The sequence below is a fragment of the Ruegeria arenilitoris genome, assembly GCF_013031355.1.
Classification (GTDB): domain Bacteria; phylum Pseudomonadota; class Alphaproteobacteria; order Rhodobacterales; family Rhodobacteraceae; genus Ruegeria; species Ruegeria arenilitoris_C.
Window position 1 is genome coordinate 245,933 of sequence record NZ_WPZO01000002.1, and the last position, 26,045, is coordinate 271,977.

The window sequence follows — 26,045 nt, forward strand, 5'->3', positions numbered from 1 at the left end:
CAAGCGGTCCGAGGGGGACCGCAGGGACGAAGCCCGAAAGGTAGAACATGGCGACGAATTCAGGCGGTGACGGCAAGAACACGCTCTACTGCAGCTTCTGCGGCAAAAGCCAGCATGAGGTACGCAAGCTGATCGCAGGCCCGACCGTGTTCATCTGCGATGAATGTGTCGAACTGTGCATGGACATCATCCGCGAGGAAACCAAGGCCAGTGGCCTGAAATCCTCGGACGGAGTGCCGACGCCCAAGGACATTTGCGAGGTTCTGGACGATTACGTCATCGGCCAGGCTACGGCTAAACGGGTTCTGTCGGTAGCCGTGCACAACCATTACAAGCGCCTGAACCATGCCCAGAAAGCGGGCAGCGATATTGAGCTGGCGAAATCCAACATCCTGCTGATCGGCCCGACTGGCTGCGGTAAAACGCTGCTGGCGCAAACGCTGGCGCGGATTCTGGACGTGCCGTTCACCATGGCTGATGCTACCACGCTGACCGAGGCCGGTTATGTGGGTGAAGATGTCGAGAACATCATTCTCAAACTGCTGCAGGCCAGCGAATACAACGTCGAACGCGCGCAGCGCGGCATCGTCTATATCGACGAGGTCGACAAGATCACCCGTAAGTCCGAGAACCCCTCGATCACCCGTGACGTATCGGGTGAGGGCGTGCAGCAGGCATTGCTGAAGCTGATGGAAGGCACCGTGGCGTCGGTTCCGCCGCAAGGTGGCCGCAAGCATCCGCAGCAGGAGTTCCTGCAGGTCGACACCACGAACATTCTGTTCATCTGTGGCGGTGCGTTTGCCGGTCTGGACAAGATCATCGCGCAGCGCGGTAAAGGCTCGGCCATGGGCTTTGGCGCCGATGTGCGCGACAATGACGAGCGCGGCGTGGGCGAGATATTTAAGGATCTGGAGCCCGAAGACCTGCTGAAGTTCGGCCTGATCCCGGAATTCGTCGGCCGTCTGCCTGTTCTGGCGACGCTGGAAGATCTGGACGAGGATGCTCTGGTAACGATCCTGACCAAGCCCAAGAACGCCCTGGTTAAGCAATACCAGCGTCTGTTCGAGTTGGAAGATGCCGAACTGGCCTTTACCGATGATGCGCTGAAGTCGATTGCCAAGAAGGCCATCGAACGCAAGACCGGCGCACGTGGCCTGCGCTCGATCCTCGAAGATATCCTGCTGGACACGATGTTCGAACTGCCCGGCATGAAGAACGTCACCGAGGTAGTGGTCAACGAAGAGGCGGTGTCGTCCGACAAGCAGCCCTTGATCATCTACGCGGATTCAGCGGAATCGGCCTCGGCCGGTTAAGCTCAAAACGAGTTACCAATCACGGCGCGGCACTGACTGCGCCGTTTTCTTGTGGGGGCATTATGACAATCAAACGCATCTCGTCAGGTGGAGAATTCGAGGACAAAATTGGGTATTGCCGCGCGGTGGTTGCCGGTGGCTGGGTCCATGTCGCCGGAACGGTCGGTCAAGGCGATGATGTGACCGCGCAATGTCGGTCGGCCCTTGAAACGATCAGCAAGGCGCTGACCCAGGCCGGAGCGAGCTTTGCTGATGTTGTGCGTGTGACCTACATGCTGCCGGACCGATCCGAGTTCGAGCCCTGCTGGCCGATCCTGCGGGAATACTTCGGCGAAAACCCTCCGGCTACGTCCATGATCGAGTGCGGTTTGATCGACCCGAAGTACCGGATCGAAATCGAAGTCACGGCATATTTGCCGGAATAGCAGGTGCGGCCCTAGTGGCACTGGACCTTGGCGAGCCTTTGGTCCATATCTGCGGGAACAGAAATGCCGGAGGCAGCCGATGGGTATCCTGAACAGTCTATTGCGGGCCGTAACCTGGTGGAACGGAGCCACCTTGAACACGCAGATCTATACTGCGCGGAAAGGTGAGAAAGTCGGCGAAGACAACGAAGGCAATGTCTTCTATCGCAATGCCGACGACAGCAAGCGTTGGGTGATTTTCAACGGTGAGGCCGAGGCCAGCCGGATCGACCCCGATTGGCACGGCTGGCTGCACCGCACCTGGGACGAGCCGCCGACCGACAAGCCGCTGGAGCATAAATCCTGGGAAAAACCGCATCAGGAAAACCTAACGGGGACGGCTCTGGCCTATACCCCTGCGGGGTCGCTGCGTCGGCAAAACCCGGTTGAGCGCACGGATTACGAGGCCTGGAGCCCGGAATAAACGAGGCGAGCGATGTCGACCTATAACGTTACCGAAGTTCTTGTCGGTGGGGCTGTACTGGCCTGTGCCGTCGCTTTTGGCGTTTATGCGAGCCAGTCCACCGGCCTGTCGCAGGGCGGCGCGGGATATCAGCTGGAGGCGTCGTTTCGCTCGCTCGAAGGTGTTGGTGTGGGCACGGACGTGCGTCTGGCCGGGGTCAAGATCGGGACTGTGACGGGCGTTACCCTGAACCCGGACACCTATCGCGCAGACACCACCTTCTCGATTGCGGACGGCATTCTGGTGCCGGATGACAGTGCCATCGTGATTTCGTCCGAAGGTCTTCTGGGCGGTAACTTCGTCGAGGTGATGCCGGGTGGCTCGCCGTTCTATTTTGAGCCCGGCGATCAGGTTGAAGACACACAAGGCGCGGTTAGCCTGATCTCGCTGCTGGTTAAATTCGTGGCCGGGGACGGCAGCGAATGAAGCGTTTTGCCCTGATCGCAGCGCTGCTGGCCGCCACGGGTGTAATGGCGCAGCAAAAGGCGCAGTCAGGTCCCGGGGCGATCCTGCGGGGTCTCGACAAAGTCAACGGCCAGACCGTCGATGTGGAAATGCGGAACGGTGAGACCACGGCGATTTTTGGTCTGGACGTTGCGCTTGGGGATTGCCGTTATCCAGCCGAAAACCCCACCGGTGATGCCTTTGCCTATCTTACGATCTGGGAAAAAGGTAAGTCGGACGAATTGTTTGATGGCTGGATGATTGCCACATCCCCGGCGCTGAACGCGCTGGATCATGCGCGTTACGACGTCTGGGTGATCCGCTGTATGACGCCTTCGGCTGATTGAACCAAAGGCGCGGTGAAATCTGCGCTCGCGTTGATCGCCTCTTCCAACTCCCGTCGGTACTGCGTGCGGGGAATTTCAATCGCCCCCAGTGACGCCAGATGTGCGGTTAGAAATTGCGTGTCGAACAGCCGAAACCCGGTTTGCCGCAGGCGATCCACCAGGTAGGCCAGAGCGATCTTTGACGCATCCGTTCGGCGCGAAAACATGCTCTCACCAAAAAATGCGGCCCCTAGTGCAACACCATAGACGCCGCCAACCAGATGGTCGGCCTCCCACACCTCAAGCGAGTGCGCGTGGCCAGTGCGGTGAATTTGTAGATAGAGGTTTCGCAATTCGGCATTGATCCAGGTGTCCGCGCGATCTGCGCAACCATCGACAACGCCAGTAAAGTCCCGGTTGATCGTTATCGAGTACCCGCATTTGCGGATACTGCGCGAAAGACTGCGCGAGACATGGAAGCCGTCGAGGGGAAAGACGCCGCGAAACTTGGGATCAACCCAGAACAGCTCTGCGGCGTCACGGTGTTCGGCCATCGGGAAAATGCCGATGGAATAGCCGTGTAACAAGAGTTCCGGGGAAAGGCTCATGCAGAATGCCCGAAGGCCGAAGGGCAGGCACCCTTCGGCCCTGTTGTATTAATCGGCCATATGCTCCGCAAGCCAGCGCTCCAGCCAGTGGATGTTGTAGTTTCCGCTGTGGATGTCGGGCTCCTGCAGAAGCGCGTGGAACAGCGGCACAGTAGTGTCGATGCCGTCCACGATCAGTTCACCCAAGGCCCGTTCCAGACGTGCCAGTGCTTCGGCCCGGTCACGGCCCTGTACGATCAGCTTGGCGATCAGCGAGTCGTAATAGGGCGGGATCGAATACCCGTCATACAGCGCTGAATCCATACGCACACCCAGACCACCCGGCGCGTGATAGGCCGAGATTTTGCCCGGGCAGGGCGAGAAGTTGGGCAGTTTCTCGGCGTTGATCCGAACCTCAATGGCGTGGCCGTTGATTTCCAGATCGTCCTGACCAAACGACATGTCCTCACCGGCGGCGACAAGGATTTGCTCGCGCACCAGATCGACGCCAAAGATACCCTCGGTCACCGGGTGTTCCACCTGAAGGCGGGTGTTCATCTCGATGAAATAGAACTCGCCGTTTTCGTATAGGAACTCGATGGTGCCCGCGCCGATATAGTTGATCTTGGCCACAGCGTCGGCGCAGGTCTTACCGATCTTGGCGCGTTCTTCAGGGCTGATCGCAGGGCCAGGAGCCTCTTCAAAGACCTTCTGGTGACGGCGCTGCAGCGAGCAGTCGCGCTCACCCAGATGCACCGCCTTGCCCTTACCGTCGCCAAAGACCTGAATTTCGATATGGCGCGGTGTGGTCAGGTATTTCTCGATATAGACCTCGTCATTGCCAAAAGCGGCCTTGCCCTCGGCGCGCGCGGTCATGAAGGCACTTTCCATCTCAGCCGCGTTTTGCGCGACTTTCATGCCGCGACCGCCGCCACCGGCGGTGGCCTTGATGATGACGGGATAACCGAATTCCTCACCGATCTTCTTGGCAGTGGCCAGATCGGGCACACCGCCGTCCGAGCCGGGAACGCAGGGCACACCCAGCGCCTTCATGGTTTCCTTGGCGGTGATCTTGTCGCCCATGATGCGGATATGTTCCGCGGTGGGGCCGATGAAGGTGATGCCGTGATCTTCGACGATCTGCACGAACTCGGCATTCTCGGACAGGAAGCCATAGCCGGGGTGGATCGCCTGCGCGCCGGTGATCTCACAGGCCGAGATGATCGCGGGCACGGACAGATAGCTTTGCGGGCTGGGCGGAGGGCCGATGCACACCGATTCGTCCGCCATGCGCACATGCATCGCATCGCTGTCGGCGGTGGAGTGGACGGCGACCGTCTTAATCCCCATCTCGCGTGCGGCGCGGATGACGCGCAGGGCGATCTCGCCTCGGTTGGCAATCAGGATCTTGTCGAACATGGGCTTGCCTTACTCAACAATGACCAGAGGGGTGCCGAATTCCACAGCGTCGCCGTCGCCGACCAGAATACGCTTGATGGTGCCCGCCTTGGGCGCGTGGATGTGGTTCATGGTTTTCATCGCTTCGACGATCAGCAGTGTGTCGCCTTCGGACACCGATGCGCCGACCGAGATGAACGCGGGCGCGCCCGGTTCGGGCTGCATGTAGACAGTGCCGACCATGGGCGAGGTCACGGCGCCGGGGTGGCTGGCCGGATCTTCCTGTGCGGCGGGTGCCTCTGCTGCGGCAGGGGCCGGAGCGGCAGCCGGTGCAGCGGGCGCTGCGGCCGGAACGGCGACCTGAACCGGAGCAGCCACAGCCTGGGTCATACGGCTGACGCGCACGTTCAGGCTGTCTTCCTCGCCATATTCGCGTTTGACCTGCAGTTCGGTCAGGTCATTTTCGCGCAGCAGTTCAGCCAATGCTTTGATGAATGCCACATCCGCTTCGTGTTTGGTGTCTGTCATGAGTGTCCTCGACGGTTCCCCTTTGGCCCGTCTGTTTTCCGCGGGCTTTGGTCTGATTACGCAGCGTTATAAGCCATGCGCCCGGTCATGAAAAGCGCAGTCTGAGCCTGTGATGTAAGGGTTTTAAAGAAGATTTCAGGGTGCGAAGGGGCCTAAAGCGGCATTCCCGAAAGTTTCGCCACCAGTTCGGGCAGTTTGCGGGCCCCGAATTTCTCCAAAAGGCGGGCGCGGTAGGCCTCGATCGTGCGATAGCTGAGGTCCAGCTCGGCACCGATCTCTTTGGCGGACAAGCCGCGGCAGGACAGGATCGCGACCTCGCGTTCACGTGCGGTCAGCTCGACCAGAGGGCGTTCTTCCGAGATGTCGGAAAAGCTCCAGATGCCGTGGCGGAACGGGTCGTCCGGGGTCAGTGAACGCCCACGCGCACGACACCAGAACAGATCGCTATTGCGCCGCCGCATAACGCGTTCATCGGTGTAATAGCCGGTATCGCGCATCACCTGCAGGCTACGTGCGCCAATCCGTTCCCAATCGGCCACAGACGGATAAAGGTGCAACAGGGGCATGTTGCGGTAATCCGCGGCTTCACCGCCAAAGGTGCGGGCGAACTGCAGATTGCAGCGTCGGATGATCCGGTTTTCCAACTCGACAAGTCCGATTGGCGCATATTCAAAGGCGGGGTCGCTCATGTGGCTATCGTGCCGGGATTTCAGGGGAAATAGAAGGGGGACTGAACAGATTCTGTGTGGGCGTTGCCGGCGTTGGGCGCATGCGTTTTGTCAACTTTGTAAACGACCTATGAAAACCTAGTCTTAACCTATAGAAATACTTCAAGAGTTCTGAAAATCAATCGGGGTCGAATTCGGATGGTTCCGCTTTGGCAGAGGTGAGAACATGCGCGATACGCTGACAGGTAGCCGCATTCGGGAAAGGCGTCAGATCGCGGGTCTGCGGCAGGCGGAACTTGCGCGTCAGGTTGGGATTTCAGCGTCTTATCTGAATCTGATCGAACATAACCGCCGCCGGATTGGCGGTAAGTTGCTGGTCGATATCGCGACGGCACTGGCGGTGGAGCCGTCAGTTCTGACGCAGGGGATCGAGGCGACGCTGATCTCGGCGCTGCGCGAGGCAGCGGCTGATGCCGTTGGCCAACAAGCGGAACTGGATGGGCTCGAAGAGTTCGCCGGGCGTTTCCCCGGATGGGCGGGGGTGTTGGCGCAAATGCACCGCCGGGTTGTTTCGCTGGAGCGCACAGTGGAAACGCTGTCGGACCGTCTGACCCACGACCCGCATCTGGCGGCCTCGATGCACGAGGTTCTGTCGACCGCCGCCGCGATTCGCTCAACCGCTGCGATTCTGGCGGATACGCAGGATATCGAACCCGAATGGCAGGATCGCTTTCACAGCAACCTGCACCAGGATGCTGAGCGTTTGGCTGAAAGCTCCAAGTCGCTGGTGGCCTATCTGGATGAAAGCGATTCTGACGGGGATCATCGCGGCGTGCCGATGGAAGACGTCGAAGCGTTTTTCGAGGCCCGCGGGCACCACTTCCCCGAGGTTGAAGAGGGCGGAGCCGATGCCAACATAGACCTGAGCGATCTGGAATCGTCGGCTGCGAAAACGGTGGCTCAGGAATTCCTCAAGGTTTATGCAACAGACGCCCGTGCCATGCCGCTGGACCAATTGCAGGCCGCGCTGGCCGAGGCCCCGTTGGACCCGCTGCAACTGGCGGCGCGGTTTTCGGTGAATGTTGCAACGGTGCTGAGGCGGCTGGCGGCGTTGCCGGGCGGGTATCTGGGGCGCCCGACGGGGCTGGTGGTGTGCGATGCTTCCGGCAGTATCCTGTTCAGCAAATCCGTGCCCGGTTTTGCCATGCCGCGCTTTGGTGAGGCTTGTCCACTGTGGCCGCTGTTTCAGGCGCTGAACCGGCCGCTGGTGCCCATACGCAAACGCATCGTGCAGCTTGGGCGGACAGCCGCCGTGTTTGATTGCTATGCTTACGCATGGCCACAGCACATATCCGGTTTTGATGACGGGCCGGTCTATCGGTCGGTGATGCTGGTGCGGTCGGTCGAGGATGTTGCACAGGATGAGCAGGCGGTTGCCCGGGTCGGTCCCAGCTGCAGGGTTTGTCCCAGCAGCGATTGTACGTCCCGCCGCGAACCGTCAATTCTGAGCGAAGGTTTTTGACAGTTTCCTGACACTGCGCGTAAGCTGGCGGCGACGGGTCATTCAGTTTATGACCGGTCACGGGGAGGACAGATAATCATGAGCCGCAAGGTTCTGCTAATTGAGGATGAGCCGAACATCGCCGAGGCCATTCGGTTCCTGCTGACACGCGAAGGTTGGCTGGTGGAAACACATGCCGAAGGCAGCGATGCATTACAGGTCATTCAGGGCGCAAGCCCGGATCTTGTGATTCTGGACGTAATGCTGCCGGGTAAGAGCGGGATGGAGATTTTACGAGACCTGCGCGACGTGGAAGGTATGCAGAGCCTGCCGGTTTTGATGCTGACTGCGCGGGGGCAGTCCCGGGATCGAGAGATGGCCGAAAACGCCGGAGTCAGTCGTTTCATGACCAAGCCGTTTTCCAATACCGAGATGCTGACTGCTGTGCGGGACCTGCACGCGCAGGCAACGCAGTCATGAAACCGGACGAAGACCGTAAGCCTTCGGGTGTCCGGCCTTCGCTGTTTCTGGAACGGCAGAGTTATCGCCGCCGCAGATTGTCTGATGCCGCACGACTGCTGCCCTTTCTGGGGGCGGCCCTGCTGGCCATCCCGTTGCTGTGGCCTGACGGTCAAGGCACGCAGGAGGGCGTGTCCCTGTCTTCAGCGATCTTTTATATCTTCACGTGCTGGGCGGCGATGATCGTGGCCAGCCTGGTGTTTGGGTTTGCCGCCAGACGCATGCGGGTCCATGACGAATCCGAACCCGAGACGGACCGATGGCAACGCTGAACATTCTGATTCTGGTTTGCCTGGGTTATGTGGTGCTGCTGTTTGGCGTCGCTTTTGCCGCCGACAGGATGGCGGCCGCCGGGCGGGGGGCATGGCTGCGGTCGCCGCTGGTTTACACGCTGTCACTGTCGATCTACTGCACCGCCTGGACGTTTTACGGCGCCGTTGGCAATGCCGCGCGGTCAGGGCTGGAGTTCGTCACGATCTATCTGGGCCCAACGCTGGTCATGATCAGCTGGTGGTGGGGCCTGCGCAAACTGGTGCGGGTCGGGCGCAGCCAACGGGTGACCTCGATCGCCGACCTGATCTCATCCCGGTACGGGAAATCCAACACGCTGGCGATCTGTGTGACCATTCTGGCGGTGCTGGGTGGCACCCCCTATATCGCGCTGCAGCTGCAATCCATCACCCTGTCGTTTTCGATCTTTGCCGAGGCTGATCCCACCGGCCTTTATCGCGAAGGGTCAAGCGTGTTCTGGGTGGCTACAGGGTTGGCCGTGTTCGCGATCCTGTTCGGAACGCGCAATCTGGACGTCAACGAACGCCACCACGGGGTTGTCACCGCCATTGCGCTGGAATCGGTGGTCAAATTGTTCGCCCTGCTTGCCGTGGGCGCGTTTGTGGTCTGGGGTATCGCGGGGGGTGTCGGGCCGATGATGGACCGCATCGACGCATCCGAGATCGGCCAATGGAACGTGGACGCCGGACGCTGGACCACTTTCATCTTCCTGTCTGCCGCAGCCTTTGTCTGCCTGCCGCGCATGTTTCAGGTTATGGTGGTCGAGAACGCGGATGAGGGGCATCTGAGAACCGCCGCATGGGCCTTCCCGCTGTACCTGCTGTTGATGAGCCTTTTTGTGGTGCCCATTGCCGTTGTCGGTCTGGACCTGATGCCCGAAGGCTCGAACCCTGACCTGTTCGTGCTGACTGTGCCGCTGTCTCAGGGCAATGACTGGCTGGCGATGCTGTCTTTTATCGGGGGCTTTTCATCGGCCACGTCCATGGTCATCGTTACAGCGATGGCGCTGTCGACGATGGTGTCGAACCACGTGGTCATGCCGATCTGGCTGAGCACGCAGGAGGGGTCCGGTTCCGTATCCGGCGACGTCAGGAACGTGGTGCTGTTGGCGCGGCGTGTGTCGATCGCGGTGATCATGGCGATGGGCTACTATTACTACCGCTTGTCCGGGGGTGGGGCCGCTCTGGCCTCGATCGGATTGATTGCCTTTGCCGGTGTTTCCCAGATTTTGCCCGCACTGGTCGGTGGCCTGTTTTGGCGCGGGGCGACGCGGACCGGTGCCTTGGTGGGGCTGACTGTAGGGTTCCTCTTGTGGGTCTACACGCTGTTGCTTCCGGGGATGGACGGGGTGTTGATGCCCGAAACGGTGCTGCAAAATGGCCCGTTTGGTTTTGGTTGGCTGCGCCCGCAGGCCCTGTTCGGGATCGAGGGTATGGACCCGATGGTGCATACCGTGATGTGGTCGCTGTCCCTGAACACCATCGCGTTTTGCGTCGCGTCACTGCTGAGTTTCCCCAGCCCGTTGGAGCGCTTGCAGGGTGCCCAATTCGTCAACGTCTTCGATCACTCTGTCGCGCCCCGTGGCTGGTCCGGGTCGGTTGCGCAGAGTGAAGACCTGATGATCATGACTCAGCGAATACTGGGTGCAGGACCTGCGCAGGAATTCTTTCAGGCTGAGGCAGAGCAGCAGGGCGGGCGCTCCAGTCTGCCGGAGCCGACCCCCGCGTTTCTGGAGCGGCTTGAGCGCGAGCTGAGCGGCTCTGTCGGGGCCGCCACGGCCCACGCGATGATCGGTCAGATCGTCGGCGGCTCGTCCGTGTCGGTCGAGGACCTGCTGGCCGTGGCAGATGAATCCGCGCAACTGCTGGAGTACTCCAGCCAGCTGGAGGTAAAATCCGCCGAGCTGACCCGTACCGCGCGGCAATTGCGGGAGGCGAACGCCAAACTCACGCAAATCTCGGAGCAGAAGGACAGCTTCCTTAGCCAGGTCAGTCACGAGCTGCGCACGCCCATGACCTCGATCCGCGCGTTTTCCGAGATTATGCGCGACACCGAGGGGTTGAGCGCGGAAGAACAGACGCGCTATGCCGCGATCATCCACGACGAAGCCCTGCGCCTGACCCGGTTGCTGGACGATCTTCTGGACCTGAGTGTTCTAGAGAGCGGGCGGGTCAATCTGAATGTCGGTGACGACACGCTACGCTCGGTGCTGGACCGGGCCGTGTCCAGCGCATTGGCCGGGTCTAGCCGGAAGCTGACGGTGCGGCGCTCGAAAACGGCTGAACGTATCCCGCTGCAAACGGATCTGGACCGGCTGGGGCAGGTCTTTATTAACTTGATTTCCAACGCGCAAAAATACTGTGATGCCGATGAGCCGGTGCTGACGATTTCAGCCCATGATGTCGGTGGGCAGGTGGTGATTGATTTTGCCGACAATGGCAGTGGCATCCCGCCCGAAGCCCGCTCGATGGTGTTCGAGAAATTCGCCCGCGTGGGCGTCGATAAGGCCGGCGGCGCCGGGCTGGGTCTGGCGATTTGCCGCGAGATCATGCAGCGACTGGGCGGAGAGATCACCTATTTGCCGGGGCAGGGTGGGGCGGCGTTTCGTGTCAGGCTGCCAATGGCGTATCAGCAGGCCGCGCAGTGACACGGATGTAAAGACATTCGTAACCTGAACCGGGTTAGACCGGATGTCAGATACAGCAATCAACAGCGGTTTGGGGCATGACGCAGACGGTCAGTGCAGCTTTGGCGCGCAAGCTTTCAGTCGGGCAGGAAGAGCAGGGCGACAAGCCGCGTTCGATCCTGCGGGCGCTGCGGCTGGCGTTTGCCCGGGCCGCCGGGGATCGGTTGCAACTGCCCATGGTCGTTATCGGCGCGAAGCAATCCCATCGGACACCGGACGTATTGGCAGATCAGGTCGGGGAAGACTGGCTGCTGTTGCAGTTTGTGACCGGCGACGGGGCGTCGGCAGCCATCTGCATGGATCTGGGGGCGGTTTCAGCCATCGTTCAGGTGCAAACCATTGGCGAAGTTATGGCGGAGGAGCCCACGCCCCGCGGGTTTACCCATACCGATGGGGCGATGGTGGCGCCCTTGGTCGAAGATGCGCTCGCGCGTGCGGTCGATCTGGTAGAGGCGCCGGGGGATCAATCCAGCCTGTCGGGGTTTGAATTTGCCACGCGTCTCGCTGATTTGCGCACGTTGTCGCTGGCCATGGTCGAAGATGTCTATCGGGTGTTTGATTTGACAGTGGAGCTGGGCGGCGGTCTGCGGCAAGGGCAGATATCCATTTTCCTGCCGGACCTGTTTGCCGGGGATTCCGACGAGGACACGCAAGAGGACACCGGCCCAAATCTTGAACAGGCATCTGGGGTGTTGCGGGCCGAGCTGAATACAGTGATCTGCCGCATGTCGCTGCCTCTGACATCCCTGTCTCAGCTCAAGGTGGGGGATGTTTTGCCTCTGACGGGGTCGCGCCTGGACCGGGCAGAGATCCTTACGATTGACCGCACTCGCGCTGCGGTTGGCCGGTTGGGGCAATGTGGAGGAATGCGCGCCGTGCGTCTGAATGAATACGCGCCTCTGACGGCGCTGACCCAATCCGAAGCTGCGGAGTTTCTTGAGGCCCGCAAAATCGCAACGTCGCAACCTGAGATGGACAAGCCAACGCGGGCGGAGACATCGCAGATGCCGGTCGCCTTCGATCCGCACGCAACAAACGACATCGAGTCCAACCTGAATTTCGCCGATTCAGATCAGATGGTGGCCGAGATTTCGCAATTGGCCGGACTGAAGCTATCAGACACAGATCCAGGTGCCCTGAGTTAAATCAGTCGGCACCGCCGCGGATCTGATCAAGGGCCGGACGCAGGTTTTCCAGCGCGTAACCCGCTTTGGTCGTGGCATCTAGAATGTCATCCGTGCTCATACGGTCGCATTGACCCAACGCCCAAACCACGGAACAGCGTGTGCCCGATGCGCAATAGGCCAGAACCGGCCCGCTGCAGCTTTCGGCCAGCTCGCGTTGCAAGGCCACATTCTCGGGCGTCATGGTCTGGTGCGTCAGCTCCAGAACCTCGTATTCCAGTCCTGCCGCGCGCACCGCTTCACCGATTGCATCCGACTGCATGTTGGCCGGAACCTCGACATTGGGCCGGTTGCAGATCACTTTGACAAAACCGGCCTCGGCAATGGCTGGAACGTCCTCGACCGTGATTTGCGGTGAGACGGCGTAGCGGGGGGTAATCGGGCGAATCTCCATGGCAATTGATTAGGCCGCCTTTGCGACTCTGTCCAGTTGCGCGCCCAATGTCGGCGCCGCGAACATTCCCGCGATCATGGACAGCAGAAAGACAACCCCGCCAATCCCACCATAGCTGAGCGAGGCAAGCGCAGGTCCCGGGCACAATCCGGCCAGCGCCCATCCCATCCCGAACAGCACCGAACCCAGGATCAGGCGGCGGTCCAGTTCGGGTGCGGCCGGTTGCGGAAACTGGCCACCCGTCAGGGGGCGTCGATGGACTGTCAATCTCCAGGCGATTAGCATGGGCAGGATCGCTCCGCCCATCACGAAGGCAAGTGTTGGGTCCCATCGACCGAATAAGTCCAACCAACCCTGCACCTTTGTGGTATCGGTCATGCCTGACAGCAGCAGGCCGGTACCGAACAGAGCCCCCGCAAGAAGGGAAACAAGCGCACGCATCAGATCACCCCCCAGACATGGCGGAACAAGGTGATCGTCACGGCGCCGGCCCCGATATAGATCAGGGTGGCGATGATGCCGCGCAGTGAAAACCGCGAAATCCCGCAGACACCGTGACCGGATGTGCACCCGTTGGCGATGCGCGTCCCGGCGCCAACAAGCAGACCTGCGATGATTACCACGGCTATATTGCTGGTCAGATGTGTTTCGGGCGCCGGAGAGAGTAGGGGCCGCAACAACAGGGGAATCCCGATCACGCCTGCCAGAAAGCTAAGCCTTTCCAGCGACCGGTCACTGTTGTCGACCAACCCGCCCAGAATGCCGCTGGCGCCCATGATGCGCCCGTTGCCCAACAGGTAAACAGCGGCGCCGAGCCCAATCAGAAGGCCTCCGCCAAAGCCCCATATCCAGTCCATTTGCATTTTGTGTCCTTTGCCGTTCGCGGCCAGAAATTCAGAGTTTGTTCAGGGGAAGCTTCAGAAATACGTCGCCGTGTTCATCGGCCGGAGGCATCTGCCCTGCGCGCATGTTGACTTGCAGGGACGGCAGGATCAGGCGCGGCATGGCCAGTGTTGCATCCCGAGCGTCACGCATCTCGACGAATTCTTCGATCGAACGGCCCTGACCGATGTGGACGTTCAGTACTTTCTGCTCGCCAACAGTTGTTTCCCAGGCATATTCATCCCGTCCTGGGGCTTTGTAATCGTGGCCGACAAAAACCCGCGTCTCATCCGGCAGCGACAGGATTTTCTGGATCGAGTCATACAGCATTGCGGAAGACCCACCCGGAAAGTCGCAGCGCGCCGTGCCGAAGTCCGGCATGAAGAGGGTGTCGCCGACAAAAGCCGCGTCGCCAATTACGTAGGTCAGGCAGGCTGGCGTATGCCCGGGGGTATGCAGAACGTCACCACGCATCTGACCGACGTGGAAACTGTCGCCTTCACGGAAGAGGGCATCGAATTGGCTGCCGTCGCGCTGGAACTCCGTCCCTTCGTTGAAGATTTTGCCAAAGGTCTCCTGAATGGTGACGATCTGATCACCGATACCGATTTTTCCGCCCAATTCCTGCTGCAAGTAGGGGGCCGCTGACAGGTGATCGGCGTGGACGTGGCTTTCCAGAATCCAGTCGACGCGCAAATCATTCTCCCGCACATGATCAATGATCTGATCCGCCGAGCGCGTGCTCGTGCGACCTGAGGCGTGATCGAAGTCCAGAACACTGTCGATTATCGCGCAGGCAAGGCCTTCGGGTTCCTGCGCCAGATAGGAGACCGTAAAAGTATCGGAGTCGAAAAACGCTTTCACATTGGGTGTCATGTGGCCCTCCACCGGTGTCGTCATTTCGTATATTAATTACGGAATATGTCATAATCAACATGCTTAATTTGATACTGGTCAAGGCAAAGTAGTCTCACTATGAGTAATATTTAGTCAATTCGATCTTGGATAACCGGAACGGCAGGGCCGACAGGCGGATATCTGCGCAATTTTCAGGTAATCTGAGCAAGTCTTAAAATGGTCACATAAATCAGAGTGAATGAAGACATTTGGGAGGATGGAAATGTCATCAATCAATTTGTACTCAGAAGCTGAACAACTAGAAAAAAAGCTTAACGGCGCGTGCCTTGATACGCGGCTTGCCCTTCAGCCAAGCCTGTCCAAAGTGATCGATCGAATGCGTCAGGAGGGTATGCACGTACCATCGCGTTTGCGCCAGTTGGATGCAGCCCTGTGCGAAGATGCCATGGAGGCACGCTTTGATAATCTGCCGGTTTAGGCTGGCGGGTTAGCCGAAGGAAATCCCCAGGATTACCACCATCAGGCCAATCACTGACAGAAACAACGACGCCAGATTCCACGGCAGAACACCTTGAACAACGGCGCGCAATTCTTCGTCCGACAGGCCGGATTTGCGCGCCTTCATCACGTGCGCAATACACCAGATCAGGCCTACAAGCCCGGCAAGCGACAGGGCGGCACCGCCCCAGGTGATGAATTCGAACATGGTTCCCCACATGTGCTTGTCACGTTCCTCTGCGCTTAGCCGAGAACCCCAGCGCACACAAGCCCGCCAGCGATTGCGCGCTTGCGGCGCGGGCGGCGGCAATGTATCCGGCATATTGCCCGCTGCCACAGCAACAGAAATTACCCTCTGGGAGAGACGTAAATGGACGACATCACCGAAGATCAGGCCTCTGCCAACTATCGCGTAACTGCAGGCGAGCTGCGCCAGTTTATCGAACGGTTCGAACGACTGGATGCGGAAAAGAAGGACCTGGCGGAACAGCAAAAAGAGGTGATGGCCGAGGCCAAAGCCCGCGGTTACGATACCAAGGTTATGCGCAAGGTGATCGCTCTGCGTAAACGCGACAAAGACGATATCGCCGAGGAAGAAGCCGTGCTGGAAATGTACAAAGAAGCGCTGGGCATGAGCTGACGGGCTCCTTCAGAAGCGTGAAACATGTGTGCCCCGCAGGGATTGTGCGATCCGGGGCACGCATCACAGGTCGGGTTTTTCCGGCCCCGGATGCCATTAGGTTAAACGAAGACTGGGGTATTTCCGACCGGACATCGAGTACGCCAAGCTCCTAGCCGGATGGTCGCGCTTTTGCGGTTTCAAAAAGCTGAATTCCGAAATGCGATCAGGGTTTCAGAACCCGAACACCGGGGATAGAGCCAAGCCGTTCAAGATCCTGCTCATACAACTCGGAGAACGCGTCGACGATCTCGGTGCTCCAACCGGGCAGGTGCAGTTCTTCTTCGATTTCTTCCGGCTGGGCATGATTGTCGAAAATTCGAGCCATGTTTTCGTGCAGGATCGCCTTGCTTTGGGCTGCATCCTGGCTGGTAAGCGTCAGCACTTCGTTCCGGCCTGTCTCATCCAGCAATGACAGCAACAGATCATGCTCGTCTTCCAGGGGCGTGTCTTCGTCCAGGCCAGCCAGAGCGCGAATGATATCTCCCCAGATGAAGGGGGTGTCTTCGTTGCCCCACAACGTGATCTGAACATTTGGCGCAAGATCCCGGATGTCCTCAATCATGCCAATCCAGCTTAGGCAGCTCAGATCGGTGTCCCGAATTGCGTCGGTACGTGCTTCCTCGGGCAGCGACATCAGCAGTTTTGGGACGAAACTGCCCGGGTTTCTCAGCCCCATGAAAAGTTCAACCTCGTGGTCGCGGAAGCTATGCTCCAGCAAGGCCATTCTACGTCCGGCGAAAGGGTACAACTGGCCATCCTGTAGCGCCATTTCCGGGTCGCCTGCAAAACTACCGCTTGAGTAGATTGCACGCCGGGTGCCCCCGCCGCTCGGTAGAATGCCCTCGATAGTCTGTTGGGCGAGAAGCTCGGCCGTCGCGGTTTCGAACCTGTCAAATGCTGGCTTGAATACGCGTTTGTACCGTCGCGGGCCAAAAAAGGCGGCCCCATGCGTCGCCAAGGCGGATGCGTTTTTTGTCAACGAGGCCAACACCCGACCTTCGTCGGTAAAAGCTACACCTGCGTGGAAAACAACCTGCATTTTCGGTTCTTGCCCCTGCTTCTGCCCGCTTGCCGGGTTACAGTCTGCGACCAAAACAGTCAAACCCACGCCATCATGCACGGAAGAATCTTTGTACTGCCAGGAAAACTGCCAATCCCTAAGTTAAGATAAAAAAATGGGCTTGCAGTCCACAACAGGAGAAAGTAATCGACACCAAGTGCCCCTATAGCTCAGCTGGTAGAGCAACTGATTTGTAATCAGTAGGTCCGCGGTTCGAGTCCGTGTGGGGGCACCAGAACTCAATGTTTTCAAAGGGTTTTTCCGGTTCGTGTAACTGGAAGTGGAGCCTTTTGTTATGGATATACGGTTACCCAAGGGCCTCTTTAAGCGGGGCAAAGGTTACGCCGTAAGAGTCGCGGTGCCGACCGAATACCAACCGATTCTCGGAAAGAAAGAGATTGTTAGAGGTCTTGGGACACAAGACTTAGCTGAGGCGTTGGTTCGGCGGAAGGAAGTTGTTGAGCAAGTTCTTAGGTCTATTGGCGAAGGAGCTGTCCCGAAACCGGTCGAAACAAAGACCAAGAAGAAGTCTCCTATTGATGGGACGACGGTTAGGGACACTGCGCACAGATGGTTGGCTGAGTCCGATGGTATCAAGAACGCAACCAAGGCTCGTTATCGACAGCACCTTGAGGGATTTGAGGCTTTCGCTGGGAACATTGAGGTCTCTCAGATCAACAGAAAGCTAGCTTTGGCTTTCATGGAGCATCTCAAGCGAACACCCTCTGAACGTACCGGGGAACTACTGTCAGACCGTTCGCTACAGTCCTATCAGTGCTGTCTCGCATCTTACTGGCGTGTCTTGGATCACTGGGGTTTGGTTGATCCTGATGTTCGTAATCCTTTCTCGTCGCTCTTGAGGCGTGTGGCCGGGCAGAAAAAGAAAGCTGACCCAAGAGAGAAGAAACTGAGGCCGGTGACCCGAGAGGAAGCCGAAAGCCTTCTGACCTACATCGCAGGTAACTTCGCACTCAAATACCAGTTCGAAATGTTCGTCACTGTGCGGCTACTCTGGGTCACTGGATGCAGACTCAATGAAATCTGTGGGCGCTACCTCTCCGACATTGATGACCGTGGTGACCACATCTGCATCAATATTTCTGAGGCTAAGACGGAGGCAGGGAAGCGAACCGTCATGGTGGTTGGCAATGATGATTGTGCGTTGCTTCGAGAAGCTGTGAAACAAGCTGCCATTGCCGAACCGTCTTGTCCTGAGAATGAAGGTCGGTTGTTTCCTCGGATTAACTTGGGGGGATACGACAAGCGACCAAGCCACTACCTTGGGAAAGCCTTGGAGAAGGCGAGAAAGAACCTTGAGGGTGACCATTCCAAATGGGACATGCATTCATTCAGGCGAACTGCCGTGTCCGCTCTGGTAAACGCTGGTGTCGCCAGAGAAGCCAGGAACCTAGCGGTTGGTCACTCCAACAAAGACGACATTGGTATTAGCGTCTACGCCAAGAGGGCAGGGTTGGATGATGTGATCCTATCAACCTTCAAGGCGCTGTATGATGAACTTGGGGCAAGCCTTGTGTCACCCTCAGTTCGACTTGAAGCACACTGAAAATAATCCCCAAGAAACCTAACGAGTAGAGAGAAGAAAATGACTATGAAAAGCCTAGGTACACTGTCGGTCGCTCAAGCACTCCATGAGCGGGTGATGTTGCACTACTTGATGCTGGTCGACCAGAAGAACGCTGATTTGATCGCAGGGTTGGAACTAGAAACCGGATGGGGCTGTCCATTGCGCCTTGCGACGGGACACACAAAAGCCTGTGGTCACTTCCAGAGACCGTACTCAACACACTAGAATTCCTTGGTGCCGCCCCAGTTATGGGGGAAGCGGCGCTATTTCCTTGTGCTGGCGAAGGGGGTGAACCGAAACCTCTCTTCGCCGGTTCAGGGGACGCTCTAAACGAACTTGGAAAGTAGAACAATAATTGGTGGCGTTCGCTTCAACGCGGTTGCTCCTTTAGCTTGCGCAAATGACGACTTCAGAGAATTAGTCGATTATTGTTGCTCAGGTCCAAGGCCCGGTTTTAGTCTAAAGCGGAAATTTTGTTATCGAAATACGCAACAGCAGCGAAGTAGAGAAAGGCTGACCTGCTGCGGCTGAAGTATTGTAACTTCCGGCTTGCTGTGTGGCCCCAAAAAAGGCAGTTCCATCGTATGTCGGAGTTGAGCCATCCTGTAATACTGCTTGCTGCTTTATGCCTTTGCCTATTGGTTACAGCAGTTCGAACTATCGGGCTAAGGATTGGGCGAAAACTCGTAGCACCAAAGGTGCGAAGAGCGATTATTCGCTTCCAAAATACGAAAAAGGTCTTCAAACGCTCTTTCAGTCTTAACAAATGGGTAGTGACTGCATTCATTGCACTTCTAATTTTAGTAGGAGTAGTCACGAATGACGGCTTAAGCATGAAAAGTGGAGCGTATTTTCCCAAGGCAGATGGTCACATCTTGTCGGGAGACGTGACCCATGTTCGCGACGGCGACACAATTGAGGTGAAGGGCGTAGCTGTGCGACTTGCCACTTTAGACTGCGATGAATCTGGCACCCTAAAAGGTAATCAAGCCACGCTTGAAATGGACAGACTCGTCCTTGGAAAGAAGGTGTCGTGCAAGCTCAACGGAAGACGAAGCTACGACAGGTTTATTGGTGTTTGTACCCTAGAGGATGGAACCGACATCCAACGTCATATGCTAGACGGTCGTTGGTGCATTCGATACGGATGGTAGTGAGCCCTGACCGGACATAGCCGAGTGATCTGGTAGCTGCGGGTGCATAGGGCAGGTCGCAGCCCAAAGCGGACTGCCAGTTAAGTGACCACAATGCCTTCCGAAACCTTGGTGCAGATACAGAAGGGGAGGGCTATACAGAACGCAACGTTATCTGGCGATAGCGAATTGGAGCAGTCATTCATGATCAGTACAGGTAGATTTACCATAGAGTTGCGTAAGCTCGTCCATTATCGGCACAATACTTGCTCAATTTGTGGACAAGGTTTGGTTCGTGGTCAGCCAGCATACGCTGGCTACAATGCGCTGGAGCGTCCAGTCTATACAGGTGAATGTTGCAGGCATTTCGTCGCTGAACTGGCGTCTCATATCTATTGGTGGTGGATTGATTACCCAAGGCCTGATCGTGAAACTATGATTTGGCGTTATATGGATTTCGCAAAGCTCGTCGCGATGTTCAAAGATCGATCATTGTACTTTGCCAGAGGCGACAAACTTGGTGACCCTTACGAGGGCGCGAGGGGCTTGGCCTCTCGTGAGAGAGAGTGGAAGGACTATTGCCTAAGTTTTTTTCGAAATGCGATTGTGACAGCGCCCGGTAACAATGGGCCGGTTCCCGAAGAGGAACTCGCTTCGCGTTCAAAACAGATGTACGATGACTTTGTCATTACAAGTCAAAGGGATAGATTGCTAAATTTTGTTAGCTGCTGGCATTCCAACCATGTTGAGTCGGAAGCGCAATGGAGGCTTTATGCACCATCTCTACCGACAGGCGTTGCTGTTCGTACTAAGTTCGGAAAACTAGATGACTCACTTGATCAACGCTTCGATGTACGTGGAGGTTTCGTACAGTATGTTGACTACTCGAATGCTTTCGCAGGCACATATGACAAATTATTCTGGAAGCGATCATCCCTAAGTCATGAAGCGGAAGTTCGAATTGTTCATCAGCAAACGCAGCTTTCGGAACCTGAAGTATTTGGTGTGTCTGTTCCAATGGATATCAACAATGCGCTTGATGCAATTATAGTATCTCCATTTGCACAGGATTGGTTTGTCGACGTCGTTCGAGAAACAGCAAAGAAATTTGACGTTTCTACTAAGATCGAGAAATCACAACTGTTGTCCGAGCCATTCTTCTAGTGTCTATAGAGACTCTGGGGACATAGGAAAACTCTCGCGGCAGCGCCTCAATGCCTCATTTTGACCATCCAACGGTTGCCAAGCTGTTCTTTCTTGCGACTTTGCAAGGTCAGCTATCTGCGCATCGTCGCCATTCAAGTCCGGCGCACCAATGGTCACCTTTTGATGTCTCGCCGGTGCAGCAAGTTACAAACCGCACATAGCCCACACCTAAAGGAATGCCTGCTTCGCCGGTGTAGTTATTGGGAAAAGTACATAGCCATAAGCATTAGCTCGCAAGTCCATCCTAAAGTAATCAATGCCTTCGCCAAGCGCGTTCATAACTCTTGAATATGTTGGTGCCTCTACCCGTGGCCCGAAAATCACGCCTGTCAGCTTCATCCCTGGCACTTGGTAATATCCCGGCACCCCCAAAAATGATGCCATTCGGACTTCTTCCTCATAGACCCAGTCATAGCTTTTTGATGTGGCTGCAACTTTTATTTTTTCGTAGGCAAGGTTTGCTATGGTGGTACGTTGTTCACTTTCTGTAAGTCCGCTCAAGCTAACCGCCACACGCGTTTGGACGAAAAAGTCAAACGACGAAAACTCGGGGGGCTCTTCTTTCCAATACTGCACAGGAAAGAAGGGCGGCCCTTCAACACCAGCCGTTGGACTTGCAGTGAACTGCAAGCAAATTCCTTTGAAGGCGTCTGCATAATGCCCCCACATCAATGTACTCTGCCACCCTTTGCTAAAGGATGCGACTACAGCTTGTTGTCGAACTGTCTCGTGAAACAGGGGGCTTTGGATATTACAGATATTGAAGTCCTGCTCTGAGATAGTTTCCGGCAAAAGCTCAAAACCCGGAAACTCTTTTGCCAACAGATCGCGCAGTTCACGGTGCTTAGACGTGAACTCATCGTAAGTACCTACCCGGTGACTAACGCATCCCTCAAATGGATCATTTTGAGTGTCCAGGAAATTCAACCAAACCCTGTTATCCCGAAGTTGCTCAAGCTCTTCATCAAAGTGCTTGGAAGTTGTTCCGCGATACCTAAACAACTTTTCTGGAAACCAACCGTTCATCATTCTGTCCGATCTATACGCACTAGCAGCGATCATTAACGATGCCTTGCCACAAAGAAGATGTAAAAAAAAGCAACTTAGGAAACTCTATAAGCATCCGACTTTGTAACGGCCGCTATGTGCGTATTGCAGACTTGGTTGGCAAGCATTGATGCACGGGCAGCGAATGGCAGTTTGGTGGCCATTTGCGAAGCTGAGCGTTCAGGAAACGGCAAAGTTAACTCTGAGAAATACCTTGCTAAATAGGACGAGAACCGCAGGTACAAAGGCGGAGGCTATCGCAAGCACCAAGCGGGACTATGAGCAAGCCACAGAGGCATGGATGGACAAGCACTCGAAAGGCTTTGCGGTACTAAAGGGGCGTCAGGCGTTCTTTGAGAGAAGGCAGAGGGACCGCGAAAATGTCAGGTGGATTGTGTTTCAGGAACAAAACTAGTCAAGCAACGGATTCGAGTAGTACTATACCGTACTACTCGAAGCTCTTAATTTTAACTGTTATGCTACGAATGCGTCCATCTGCGAACTTGACGATCAGCCCATGCTACATCGAAGGTTCTACTCGGTGTCTCTATTGCGCTAGAAATCTTGTGCTTTAGTTCTTCGGCTTTCCGAGCTCGACTTGGAGATAATTTGACCAATATTGCTTCCGCACTTATGGCGAATGCTAGGGCTGTTTGGTACTCTCCCTTTTCATAAAGAACTTCTGCGATCCAGAAACGTGCATAAGCAAAGTTAGAAAGCCGATTGTGATCATTCGCGTTATCTAGCGCTTTGATCGATTTCTTATAACACACGAGTGCGCCTTCAATATCACCCATCAATTGAAGGCACCTGCCTACGTTGCCTTGTTGAGGTCCATTTTCAATGGATACATTCGATTTTGGGTCCAAAAAGCTATCGAGATTTTCCCCATTAATGAAGTACTTTAGTGCATTTTCATAGTCTCCAGAGTCGCGCCTTGCGAGCGCAAGATTGTGCTCGCAATCATATCTGGTGTCGACATTTGTTTCCGACTTTAGCTCTTTCCCATTTTCTCCCCACTCAATAGCTGAATCGAATTGCCCTCTCTTCCAATAGGCGTGGCAGCGCATATCAGCATAGTGAATATAGCGAGCGGTTTTTTCAGGAATAGTTTTGGCAAATCTATCTAAAATAAGGTCAGCGCCTTGAGAGTCTCCGATATCGTCGAGGCACTCTACAAATTGTGCAACGATTTTATCAAACACATCGATTTCTGAGGGCGCAGTGTTCCAGTCAACGGCTTCCAAGAACAAGCGAGTAACTCGAATAAACTCTTCGGAATGCCCCCCACCTACCAAAGCATCTCTGGCCATCTCGAGAGTTTCAGCGGCATCAATGTAGTTTCCGGCAGCAATTTCTAGCTCTGCCTTTTGCGTCCAACGGCCAAGCATAGGGAGCGGTAGTTCTGCACCCAGTACTTTCTCTAGGCGCTGCACCAAAACTCGGTACTGCCCGATTACAATCTCAATAAAGTCAAGACGCTCTGCTCTGCTAAAGTTCTGTTTAACAAATTTACGAACCAGTGGATGTAAATCGTACAAATCTGGCGAATCTAGCTCAGGCTTGACTACCACAAGGTTGAGGCGGATTAACGATTTAAGCGCTTTGTCGAATTTTGCATACCGGAGTTTCGTGGAAACGTATGCTTCCAAAGTATCTTTTGTTTCTGGCCTTACAGCCTCAGCCATCGTACGCAGCAGAATTTGTTCTCGTTCCGCGAGTCGGGACCAAATTGACGAGAGAATATTAGGAATCTCTTCACGCCCTCGCCGAAGGTCTTCAAGAAAGCCTTTAAGAGTTACGCCGGGGACTTCCGCTACTTGGACTGCAATTAGGTCTAGCCAAATTGGGTGCCCCTTTGTCATTTCGTGGGCGCTGTGTATGTCAGAAATGTCGGAGTTGTTTTCGATAACACCCCGCTTCCTAAACAGAGTTTCGGTTTCGTCTAGGCTCAATCCCGGCATGGGGATTGTTACGATCTTTGAATCGGCATAAGAAACGTTTGGTCTGCAAGTTATCAACAACTGACTGGATGTGTCGGAAGCTGAAAACTGTTGCACCAACTTTTCCATGAGGCCAACAAACTTAAAGTGCTCCAGATCAACGTAATGATCCACGTTGTCAAAAACGAACAGTGTTTTTGTGTTTCGACTGTACTCTGCTAGAATATGAGCCAAATCAGAGTCTGTAGCATCTGCTAGCATTTCGCTGGTTGTTTCTTCCGAGCTGATCCTTTCGATAGCAGACGCAACCTGCGTACGTATGCTATCTCCGGCTTCCTTACAGTCTCGCCAATCCCAGAAGTTGAACTTTGTAGAGTTATCAAAAGTATCTTTGATGTGTTTTGCAGCCGTTAGCGATTTACCTTGACCACCAATTCCAGACAAAATGACAACTGGTGCCGTTGTCGTCTCTAGCGATCTGAGTTCGGCCTCTCTGCCCACCCACACATCAATTGTTGGAGGGCGATCACATTCCAATCGCTTCAAAGTTTGAGGAGTGGCAGAGTAGCGCGGAGGCGTTTGGATCGCGGACGCACTCTTCGGGGGAGTTCCTTCCCAGTATCTCCGCAATTTTGGAAACAACTCGTGACAGTTGATACCTGCATATAGCGTAGTTCTGCCGCGATCTAAACCCGGTTGAAGTACTGATCTCAGATGCTCTCCGATAACGGGGGTAGTATCAAAAAATGTCCACAGGACTTCCGGAAACGCTGACATGTTACCGGTCAATTCTTTCAATGCAGAGGTTAGTATGTCGTCCCATCCTCCGTAGGCAACAACTACGACGACCTTATCCTTCAAGTACTCTAGCAATGAAGACTTAAGGGCTGGACGCGATTGTAGTAGTTGCGTACCCGTGTGGAGTGTGTCGGTACCGTGCCAATAGCCGTGGATATGTATTACGCGGCAGCCGGGTGCTTCGGTCGTAGACAAATCGGCGTCGGCGATTAGGGAAGTTTTCCAAACTTGCCCGTGTGCTTTTCGCACTGAAACTTCAACCAGTGGATCAAAGTTCGAAGTTATTAGGGTTTTTCCAAAAATCTCTGGTTTTAAAGAAATGATCTGCCCCAAGCTCTCGACCCCACGGGACAAGTGCCATCCATCCTCATCCTCATCCAGTTCTCGAAGTTGATCGTTGGTTAATGTCCTTGAGTCAAACTTTGAGGGATCGAAGCTTTCAGTCTGATTGCGGGCTTTCAAAACGGCCTGACGTATCAACTGGTTACAAACGTCTTGGCCTCTCCTTCCTTGCAAAAAATGAAATGCCGCTTGATACTGGTTCGCGGAAGCGGCAATGCTTGTTTCAAATTTGTTTCTTCCTATTGAATCCTCAGGGAATTGCTCTCTGATATGCGAGACCATCTGCGAAACTGTGGATACTCCTGGCCGCCCCATTTCTTCTGGAGCGGTCAGTGGAGAGCCTACTACAAATACAACTTCCTTGTTGTCGTATTGCAACCCGTCGGTAAGGCGATCATACAGTGCATCTTCGTCGAAAAACTCAATGTTCTCAATATTGGCCAATTGGTTTTCTCTGCTCAATGTTTGTGTTTGAGTGGAACTTAGATGGACATTGCAATCTTTGCGAGTCCCCAAGATTGCTTGCGTGACCTCAACGTCACCATTGTTGCCCCGGTCAGCCTTGGAAAAAGCGTTCAGGGTACCAAAATTTTCCAAAAAAATCTGTGTGGGTATTATCGGTAGGTCCGCTCGGGTCTACCCCCCGTACCCCTACAGCAGACTCACAGCCCAGCCGACCGTCCACACCGTTCAACCGACAGCCAACCTTCGATCCACTGTGAGGCAGGGCAGGGGAATTAAGTGGCCATATAGCACAACATACACGCCCGATCCTTGGTGCTTCGGGCATTGTTACTCGTAGCAATCCCATACCTTTCAAGCGCTTACCGTACTCTGTACGTGCTACATGTACGGATTGCACCGCTCACTTGGATGATGGCAACCCAAACCAGTCTAGCACCAAAGCCACTATATCTAGTGGTTTAGGGTGTATCGTTCTGGATTGGCTGGACGCTCACAGAGTCGCTCAGGGAGTCGCTGAGTCACCCTATCGATTTCATGTAGGTTGGGTTGGGTAAGGCCCCCTTGGACTCTGGGGGGCCTTCTGTGGGCTCAGAGGGGTATCCGAATAAACACCCCATATAGCATATAGACACCCTTCCGCTTCGCATTCGACGCAAGTGTGCAATCCGACCTACTATATTGTGTCTTGCCTTTGCGTTCTTCCTTTTTTCATGAACGGTACTCCGGTTTCCTCAGGTTCACCAACAGCAAACGAGAGTGAACCTCAGCCATCCTCAGGTA

26 protein-coding genes and 1 tRNA gene are annotated in these 26,045 nt (G+C 55.6%); 15 read left to right on the forward strand and 12 right to left on the reverse strand.

Features of this window, described 5'->3' with window-relative positions; all coding sequences use genetic code 11:
- Window positions 1-47 precede the first annotated feature (47 nt).
- The 5 genes from clpX to GOX63_RS06850 all read left to right on the forward strand — a co-directional run bounded on the left by clpX (window position 48) and on the right by GOX63_RS06850 (window position 3,031).
- On the forward strand, window positions 48-1,313 hold the full coding sequence (clpX, locus tag GOX63_RS06830) for an ATP-dependent Clp protease ATP-binding subunit ClpX (protein WP_170326810.1): 1,266 nt from the start codon (window positions 48-50) through the stop codon (window positions 1,311-1,313).
- 62 nt (window positions 1,314-1,375) lie between these two features.
- Window positions 1,376-1,738, forward strand: a complete 363-nt coding sequence (locus GOX63_RS06835) for a RidA family protein (RefSeq protein ID WP_170326809.1) — start codon at window positions 1,376-1,378, stop codon at window positions 1,736-1,738.
- 79 nt (window positions 1,739-1,817) lie between these two features.
- Window positions 1,818-2,201: an NADH:ubiquinone oxidoreductase subunit NDUFA12 gene (locus GOX63_RS06840; RefSeq protein ID WP_170326808.1), complete on the forward strand. Its 384-nt coding sequence runs from the start codon at window positions 1,818-1,820 to the stop codon at window positions 2,199-2,201.
- 12 nt (window positions 2,202-2,213) lie between these two features.
- On the forward strand, window positions 2,214-2,666 hold the full coding sequence (gene mlaD, locus GOX63_RS06845; protein WP_170545238.1) for an outer membrane lipid asymmetry maintenance protein MlaD: 453 nt from the start codon (window positions 2,214-2,216) through the stop codon (window positions 2,664-2,666).
- Window positions 2,663-3,031, forward strand: coding sequence for a DUF2155 domain-containing protein (locus GOX63_RS06850; protein ID WP_170545241.1), 369 nt, complete (start codon window positions 2,663-2,665; stop codon window positions 3,029-3,031). Before mlaD ends, GOX63_RS06850 begins: the two co-directional genes overlap by 4 nt.
- Here the strand turns inward: GOX63_RS06850 and aat are convergent.
- The 4 genes from aat to GOX63_RS06870 form a co-directional block, all read right to left on the reverse strand.
- Entirely contained in the window at window positions 2,986-3,618 is a 633-nt protein-coding gene (gene aat, locus GOX63_RS06855; RefSeq protein WP_170326805.1) for a leucyl/phenylalanyl-tRNA--protein transferase, read from the reverse strand. The genes GOX63_RS06850 and aat overlap by 46 nt on opposite strands.
- Window positions 3,619-3,666: 48 nt before the next feature.
- Window positions 3,667-5,016, reverse strand: coding sequence for an acetyl-CoA carboxylase biotin carboxylase subunit (gene accC / locus GOX63_RS06860; protein WP_170326804.1), 1,350 nt, complete (start codon window positions 5,014-5,016; stop codon window positions 3,667-3,669).
- 9 nt (window positions 5,017-5,025) lie between these two features.
- Window positions 5,026-5,523: an acetyl-CoA carboxylase biotin carboxyl carrier protein gene (accB, locus tag GOX63_RS06865; RefSeq protein ID WP_170326803.1), complete on the reverse strand. Its 498-nt coding sequence runs from the start codon at window positions 5,521-5,523 to the stop codon at window positions 5,026-5,028.
- A gap of 152 nt (window positions 5,524-5,675) precedes the next feature.
- Window positions 5,676-6,212 carry a LuxR C-terminal-related transcriptional regulator gene (locus GOX63_RS06870; RefSeq protein ID WP_170326802.1) on the reverse strand — a complete coding sequence of 179 codons (537 nt, stop codon included), beginning with the start codon at window positions 6,210-6,212 and terminating at the stop codon, window positions 5,676-5,678.
- 205 nt (window positions 6,213-6,417) lie between these two features.
- Between GOX63_RS06870 and GOX63_RS06875 the strand changes: the two genes are divergently transcribed.
- The 5 genes from GOX63_RS06875 to GOX63_RS06895 all read left to right on the forward strand — a co-directional run bounded on the left by GOX63_RS06875 (window position 6,418) and on the right by GOX63_RS06895 (window position 12,333).
- Window positions 6,418-7,713 (forward strand): helix-turn-helix domain-containing protein, encoded by a 1,296-nt coding sequence (locus GOX63_RS06875; protein ID WP_170326801.1) that lies wholly within the window; start codon window positions 6,418-6,420, stop codon window positions 7,711-7,713.
- 78 nt (window positions 7,714-7,791) lie between these two features.
- Window positions 7,792-8,172 (forward strand): response regulator transcription factor, encoded by a 381-nt coding sequence (locus tag GOX63_RS06880; RefSeq protein WP_170326800.1) that lies wholly within the window; start codon window positions 7,792-7,794, stop codon window positions 8,170-8,172.
- Complete coding sequence (locus GOX63_RS06885) at window positions 8,169-8,483, forward strand: hypothetical protein (protein WP_170326799.1); 315 nt, start codon at window positions 8,169-8,171, stop codon at window positions 8,481-8,483. Before GOX63_RS06880 ends, GOX63_RS06885 begins: the two co-directional genes overlap by 4 nt.
- The gene (locus GOX63_RS06890) at window positions 8,471-11,149 is read left to right on the forward strand and encodes a sensor histidine kinase (RefSeq protein WP_170326798.1); all 2,679 of its coding nucleotides are present in this window, start codon (window positions 8,471-8,473) and stop codon (window positions 11,147-11,149) included. The genes GOX63_RS06885 and GOX63_RS06890 overlap by 13 nt, the downstream gene beginning before the upstream one ends.
- Window positions 11,150-11,226: 77 nt before the next feature.
- Window positions 11,227-12,333: a FliM/FliN family flagellar motor C-terminal domain-containing protein gene (locus GOX63_RS06895; RefSeq protein WP_170326797.1), complete on the forward strand. Its 1,107-nt coding sequence runs from the start codon at window positions 11,227-11,229 to the stop codon at window positions 12,331-12,333.
- A gap of 1 nt (window position 12,334) precedes the next feature.
- Here GOX63_RS06895 and GOX63_RS06900 read toward each other — a convergent pair whose 3' ends face one another.
- Genes GOX63_RS06900 through GOX63_RS06915 form a run of 4 tightly spaced genes read right to left on the reverse strand, consistent with a single transcriptional unit; the run spans window position 12,335 to window position 14,524 of the window.
- Window positions 12,335-12,766 (reverse strand): TIGR01244 family sulfur transferase, encoded by a 432-nt coding sequence (locus tag GOX63_RS06900; protein WP_170326796.1) that lies wholly within the window; start codon window positions 12,764-12,766, stop codon window positions 12,335-12,337.
- 9 nt (window positions 12,767-12,775) lie between these two features.
- Window positions 12,776-13,207 (reverse strand): DUF6691 family protein, encoded by a 432-nt coding sequence (locus GOX63_RS06905; protein ID WP_170326795.1) that lies wholly within the window; start codon window positions 13,205-13,207, stop codon window positions 12,776-12,778.
- A complete protein-coding gene (locus GOX63_RS06910) occupies window positions 13,207-13,629 on the reverse strand; it encodes a YeeE/YedE family protein (RefSeq protein WP_170326794.1) in 423 nt (140 codons plus the stop codon). The genes GOX63_RS06905 and GOX63_RS06910 overlap by 1 nt, the downstream gene beginning before the upstream one ends.
- A gap of 31 nt (window positions 13,630-13,660) precedes the next feature.
- Window positions 13,661-14,524: an MBL fold metallo-hydrolase gene (locus GOX63_RS06915; protein WP_170326793.1), complete on the reverse strand. Its 864-nt coding sequence runs from the start codon at window positions 14,522-14,524 to the stop codon at window positions 13,661-13,663.
- A 244-nt stretch (window positions 14,525-14,768) separates the two neighbouring features.
- Here GOX63_RS06915 and GOX63_RS06920 point away from each other — a divergent pair, with 244 nt between their 5' ends.
- Window positions 14,769-14,984 (forward strand): hypothetical protein, encoded by a 216-nt coding sequence (locus GOX63_RS06920; RefSeq protein WP_170326792.1) that lies wholly within the window; start codon window positions 14,769-14,771, stop codon window positions 14,982-14,984.
- Between the two features lie 9 nt (window positions 14,985-14,993).
- Here the strand turns inward: GOX63_RS06920 and GOX63_RS06925 are convergent, their stop codons facing one another.
- Window positions 14,994-15,212: a hypothetical protein gene (locus GOX63_RS06925; protein ID WP_170326791.1), complete on the reverse strand. Its 219-nt coding sequence runs from the start codon at window positions 15,210-15,212 to the stop codon at window positions 14,994-14,996.
- A 162-nt stretch (window positions 15,213-15,374) separates the two neighbouring features.
- On the opposite strand from GOX63_RS06925, the gene GOX63_RS06930 reads away from it, so the two are divergent.
- On the forward strand, window positions 15,375-15,644 hold the full coding sequence (locus GOX63_RS06930; RefSeq protein ID WP_170326790.1) for a DUF2312 domain-containing protein: 270 nt from the start codon (window positions 15,375-15,377) through the stop codon (window positions 15,642-15,644).
- A 205-nt stretch (window positions 15,645-15,849) separates the two neighbouring features.
- On the opposite strand, the gene GOX63_RS06935 is transcribed toward GOX63_RS06930, so the two are convergent.
- Window positions 15,850-16,725 carry a hypothetical protein gene (locus GOX63_RS06935; protein ID WP_170326789.1) on the reverse strand — a complete coding sequence of 292 codons (876 nt, stop codon included), beginning with the start codon at window positions 16,723-16,725 and terminating at the stop codon, window positions 15,850-15,852.
- A 180-nt stretch (window positions 16,726-16,905) separates the two neighbouring features.
- Here GOX63_RS06935 and GOX63_RS06940 point away from each other — a divergent pair.
- From GOX63_RS06940 to GOX63_RS06950, 3 genes are all read left to right on the forward strand, one after another.
- A tRNA-Thr gene (locus tag GOX63_RS06940) sits at window positions 16,906-16,981 on the forward strand.
- 60 nt (window positions 16,982-17,041) lie between these two features.
- Complete coding sequence (locus GOX63_RS06945; RefSeq protein WP_170545244.1) at window positions 17,042-18,310, forward strand: DUF6538 domain-containing protein; 1,269 nt, start codon at window positions 17,042-17,044, stop codon at window positions 18,308-18,310.
- Between the two features lie 1,268 nt (window positions 18,311-19,578).
- Window positions 19,579-20,628, forward strand: a complete 1,050-nt coding sequence (locus GOX63_RS06950) for a hypothetical protein (RefSeq protein ID WP_170545246.1) — start codon at window positions 19,579-19,581, stop codon at window positions 20,626-20,628.
- A 210-nt stretch (window positions 20,629-20,838) separates the two neighbouring features.
- Here GOX63_RS06950 and GOX63_RS06955 read toward each other — a convergent pair whose 3' ends face one another.
- Window positions 20,839-21,696, reverse strand: coding sequence for a DUF2971 domain-containing protein (locus GOX63_RS06955; protein ID WP_170545249.1), 858 nt, complete (start codon window positions 21,694-21,696; stop codon window positions 20,839-20,841).
- 500 nt (window positions 21,697-22,196) lie between these two features.
- Window positions 22,197-25,397 (reverse strand): SIR2 family protein, encoded by a 3,201-nt coding sequence (locus GOX63_RS06960; protein ID WP_170545251.1) that lies wholly within the window; start codon window positions 25,395-25,397, stop codon window positions 22,197-22,199.
- Between the last annotated feature and the right edge of the window lie 648 nt (window positions 25,398-26,045).

Excerpts from the sequence above, each read along its gene's own strand:
- clpX (WP_170326810.1), top strand. The coding sequence starts at position 48 with ATGGCGACGAATTCAGGCGGTGACGGCAAGAACACGCTCTACTGCAGC.
- GOX63_RS06835 (WP_170326809.1), top strand. The coding sequence starts at position 1,376 with ATGACAATCAAACGCATCTCGTCAGGTGGAGAATTCGAGGACAAAATT.
- GOX63_RS06840 (WP_170326808.1), top strand. The coding sequence starts at position 1,818 with ATGGGTATCCTGAACAGTCTATTGCGGGCCGTAACCTGGTGGAACGGA.
- mlaD (WP_170545238.1), top strand. The coding sequence starts at position 2,214 with ATGTCGACCTATAACGTTACCGAAGTTCTTGTCGGTGGGGCTGTACTG.
- GOX63_RS06850 (WP_170545241.1), top strand. The coding sequence starts at position 2,663 with ATGAAGCGTTTTGCCCTGATCGCAGCGCTGCTGGCCGCCACGGGTGTA.
- aat (WP_170326805.1), bottom strand. The coding sequence starts at position 3,618 with ATGAGCCTTTCCCCGGAACTCTTGTTACACGGCTATTCCATCGGCATT.
- accC (WP_170326804.1), bottom strand. The coding sequence starts at position 5,016 with ATGTTCGACAAGATCCTGATTGCCAACCGAGGCGAGATCGCCCTGCGC.
- accB (WP_170326803.1), bottom strand. The coding sequence starts at position 5,523 with ATGACAGACACCAAACACGAAGCGGATGTGGCATTCATCAAAGCATTG.
- GOX63_RS06870 (WP_170326802.1), bottom strand. The coding sequence starts at position 6,212 with ATGAGCGACCCCGCCTTTGAATATGCGCCAATCGGACTTGTCGAGTTG.
- GOX63_RS06875 (WP_170326801.1), top strand. The coding sequence starts at position 6,418 with ATGCGCGATACGCTGACAGGTAGCCGCATTCGGGAAAGGCGTCAGATC.
- GOX63_RS06880 (WP_170326800.1), top strand. The coding sequence starts at position 7,792 with ATGAGCCGCAAGGTTCTGCTAATTGAGGATGAGCCGAACATCGCCGAG.
- GOX63_RS06885 (WP_170326799.1), top strand. The coding sequence starts at position 8,169 with ATGAAACCGGACGAAGACCGTAAGCCTTCGGGTGTCCGGCCTTCGCTG.
- GOX63_RS06890 (WP_170326798.1), top strand. The coding sequence starts at position 8,471 with ATGGCAACGCTGAACATTCTGATTCTGGTTTGCCTGGGTTATGTGGTG.
- GOX63_RS06895 (WP_170326797.1), top strand. The coding sequence starts at position 11,227 with ATGACGCAGACGGTCAGTGCAGCTTTGGCGCGCAAGCTTTCAGTCGGG.
- GOX63_RS06900 (WP_170326796.1), bottom strand. The coding sequence starts at position 12,766 with ATGGAGATTCGCCCGATTACCCCCCGCTACGCCGTCTCACCGCAAATC.
- GOX63_RS06905 (WP_170326795.1), bottom strand. The coding sequence starts at position 13,207 with ATGCGTGCGCTTGTTTCCCTTCTTGCGGGGGCTCTGTTCGGTACCGGC.
- GOX63_RS06910 (WP_170326794.1), bottom strand. The coding sequence starts at position 13,629 with ATGCAAATGGACTGGATATGGGGCTTTGGCGGAGGCCTTCTGATTGGG.
- GOX63_RS06915 (WP_170326793.1), bottom strand. The coding sequence starts at position 14,524 with ATGACACCCAATGTGAAAGCGTTTTTCGACTCCGATACTTTTACGGTC.
- GOX63_RS06920 (WP_170326792.1), top strand. The coding sequence starts at position 14,769 with ATGTCATCAATCAATTTGTACTCAGAAGCTGAACAACTAGAAAAAAAG.
- GOX63_RS06925 (WP_170326791.1), bottom strand. The coding sequence starts at position 15,212 with ATGTTCGAATTCATCACCTGGGGCGGTGCCGCCCTGTCGCTTGCCGGG.
- GOX63_RS06930 (WP_170326790.1), top strand. The coding sequence starts at position 15,375 with ATGGACGACATCACCGAAGATCAGGCCTCTGCCAACTATCGCGTAACT.
- GOX63_RS06935 (WP_170326789.1), bottom strand. The coding sequence starts at position 16,725 with ATGCAGGTTGTTTTCCACGCAGGTGTAGCTTTTACCGACGAAGGTCGG.
- GOX63_RS06945 (WP_170545244.1), top strand. The coding sequence starts at position 17,042 with ATGGATATACGGTTACCCAAGGGCCTCTTTAAGCGGGGCAAAGGTTAC.
- GOX63_RS06950 (WP_170545246.1), top strand. The coding sequence starts at position 19,579 with ATGCCTTCCGAAACCTTGGTGCAGATACAGAAGGGGAGGGCTATACAG.
- GOX63_RS06955 (WP_170545249.1), bottom strand. The coding sequence starts at position 21,696 with ATGAACGGTTGGTTTCCAGAAAAGTTGTTTAGGTATCGCGGAACAACT.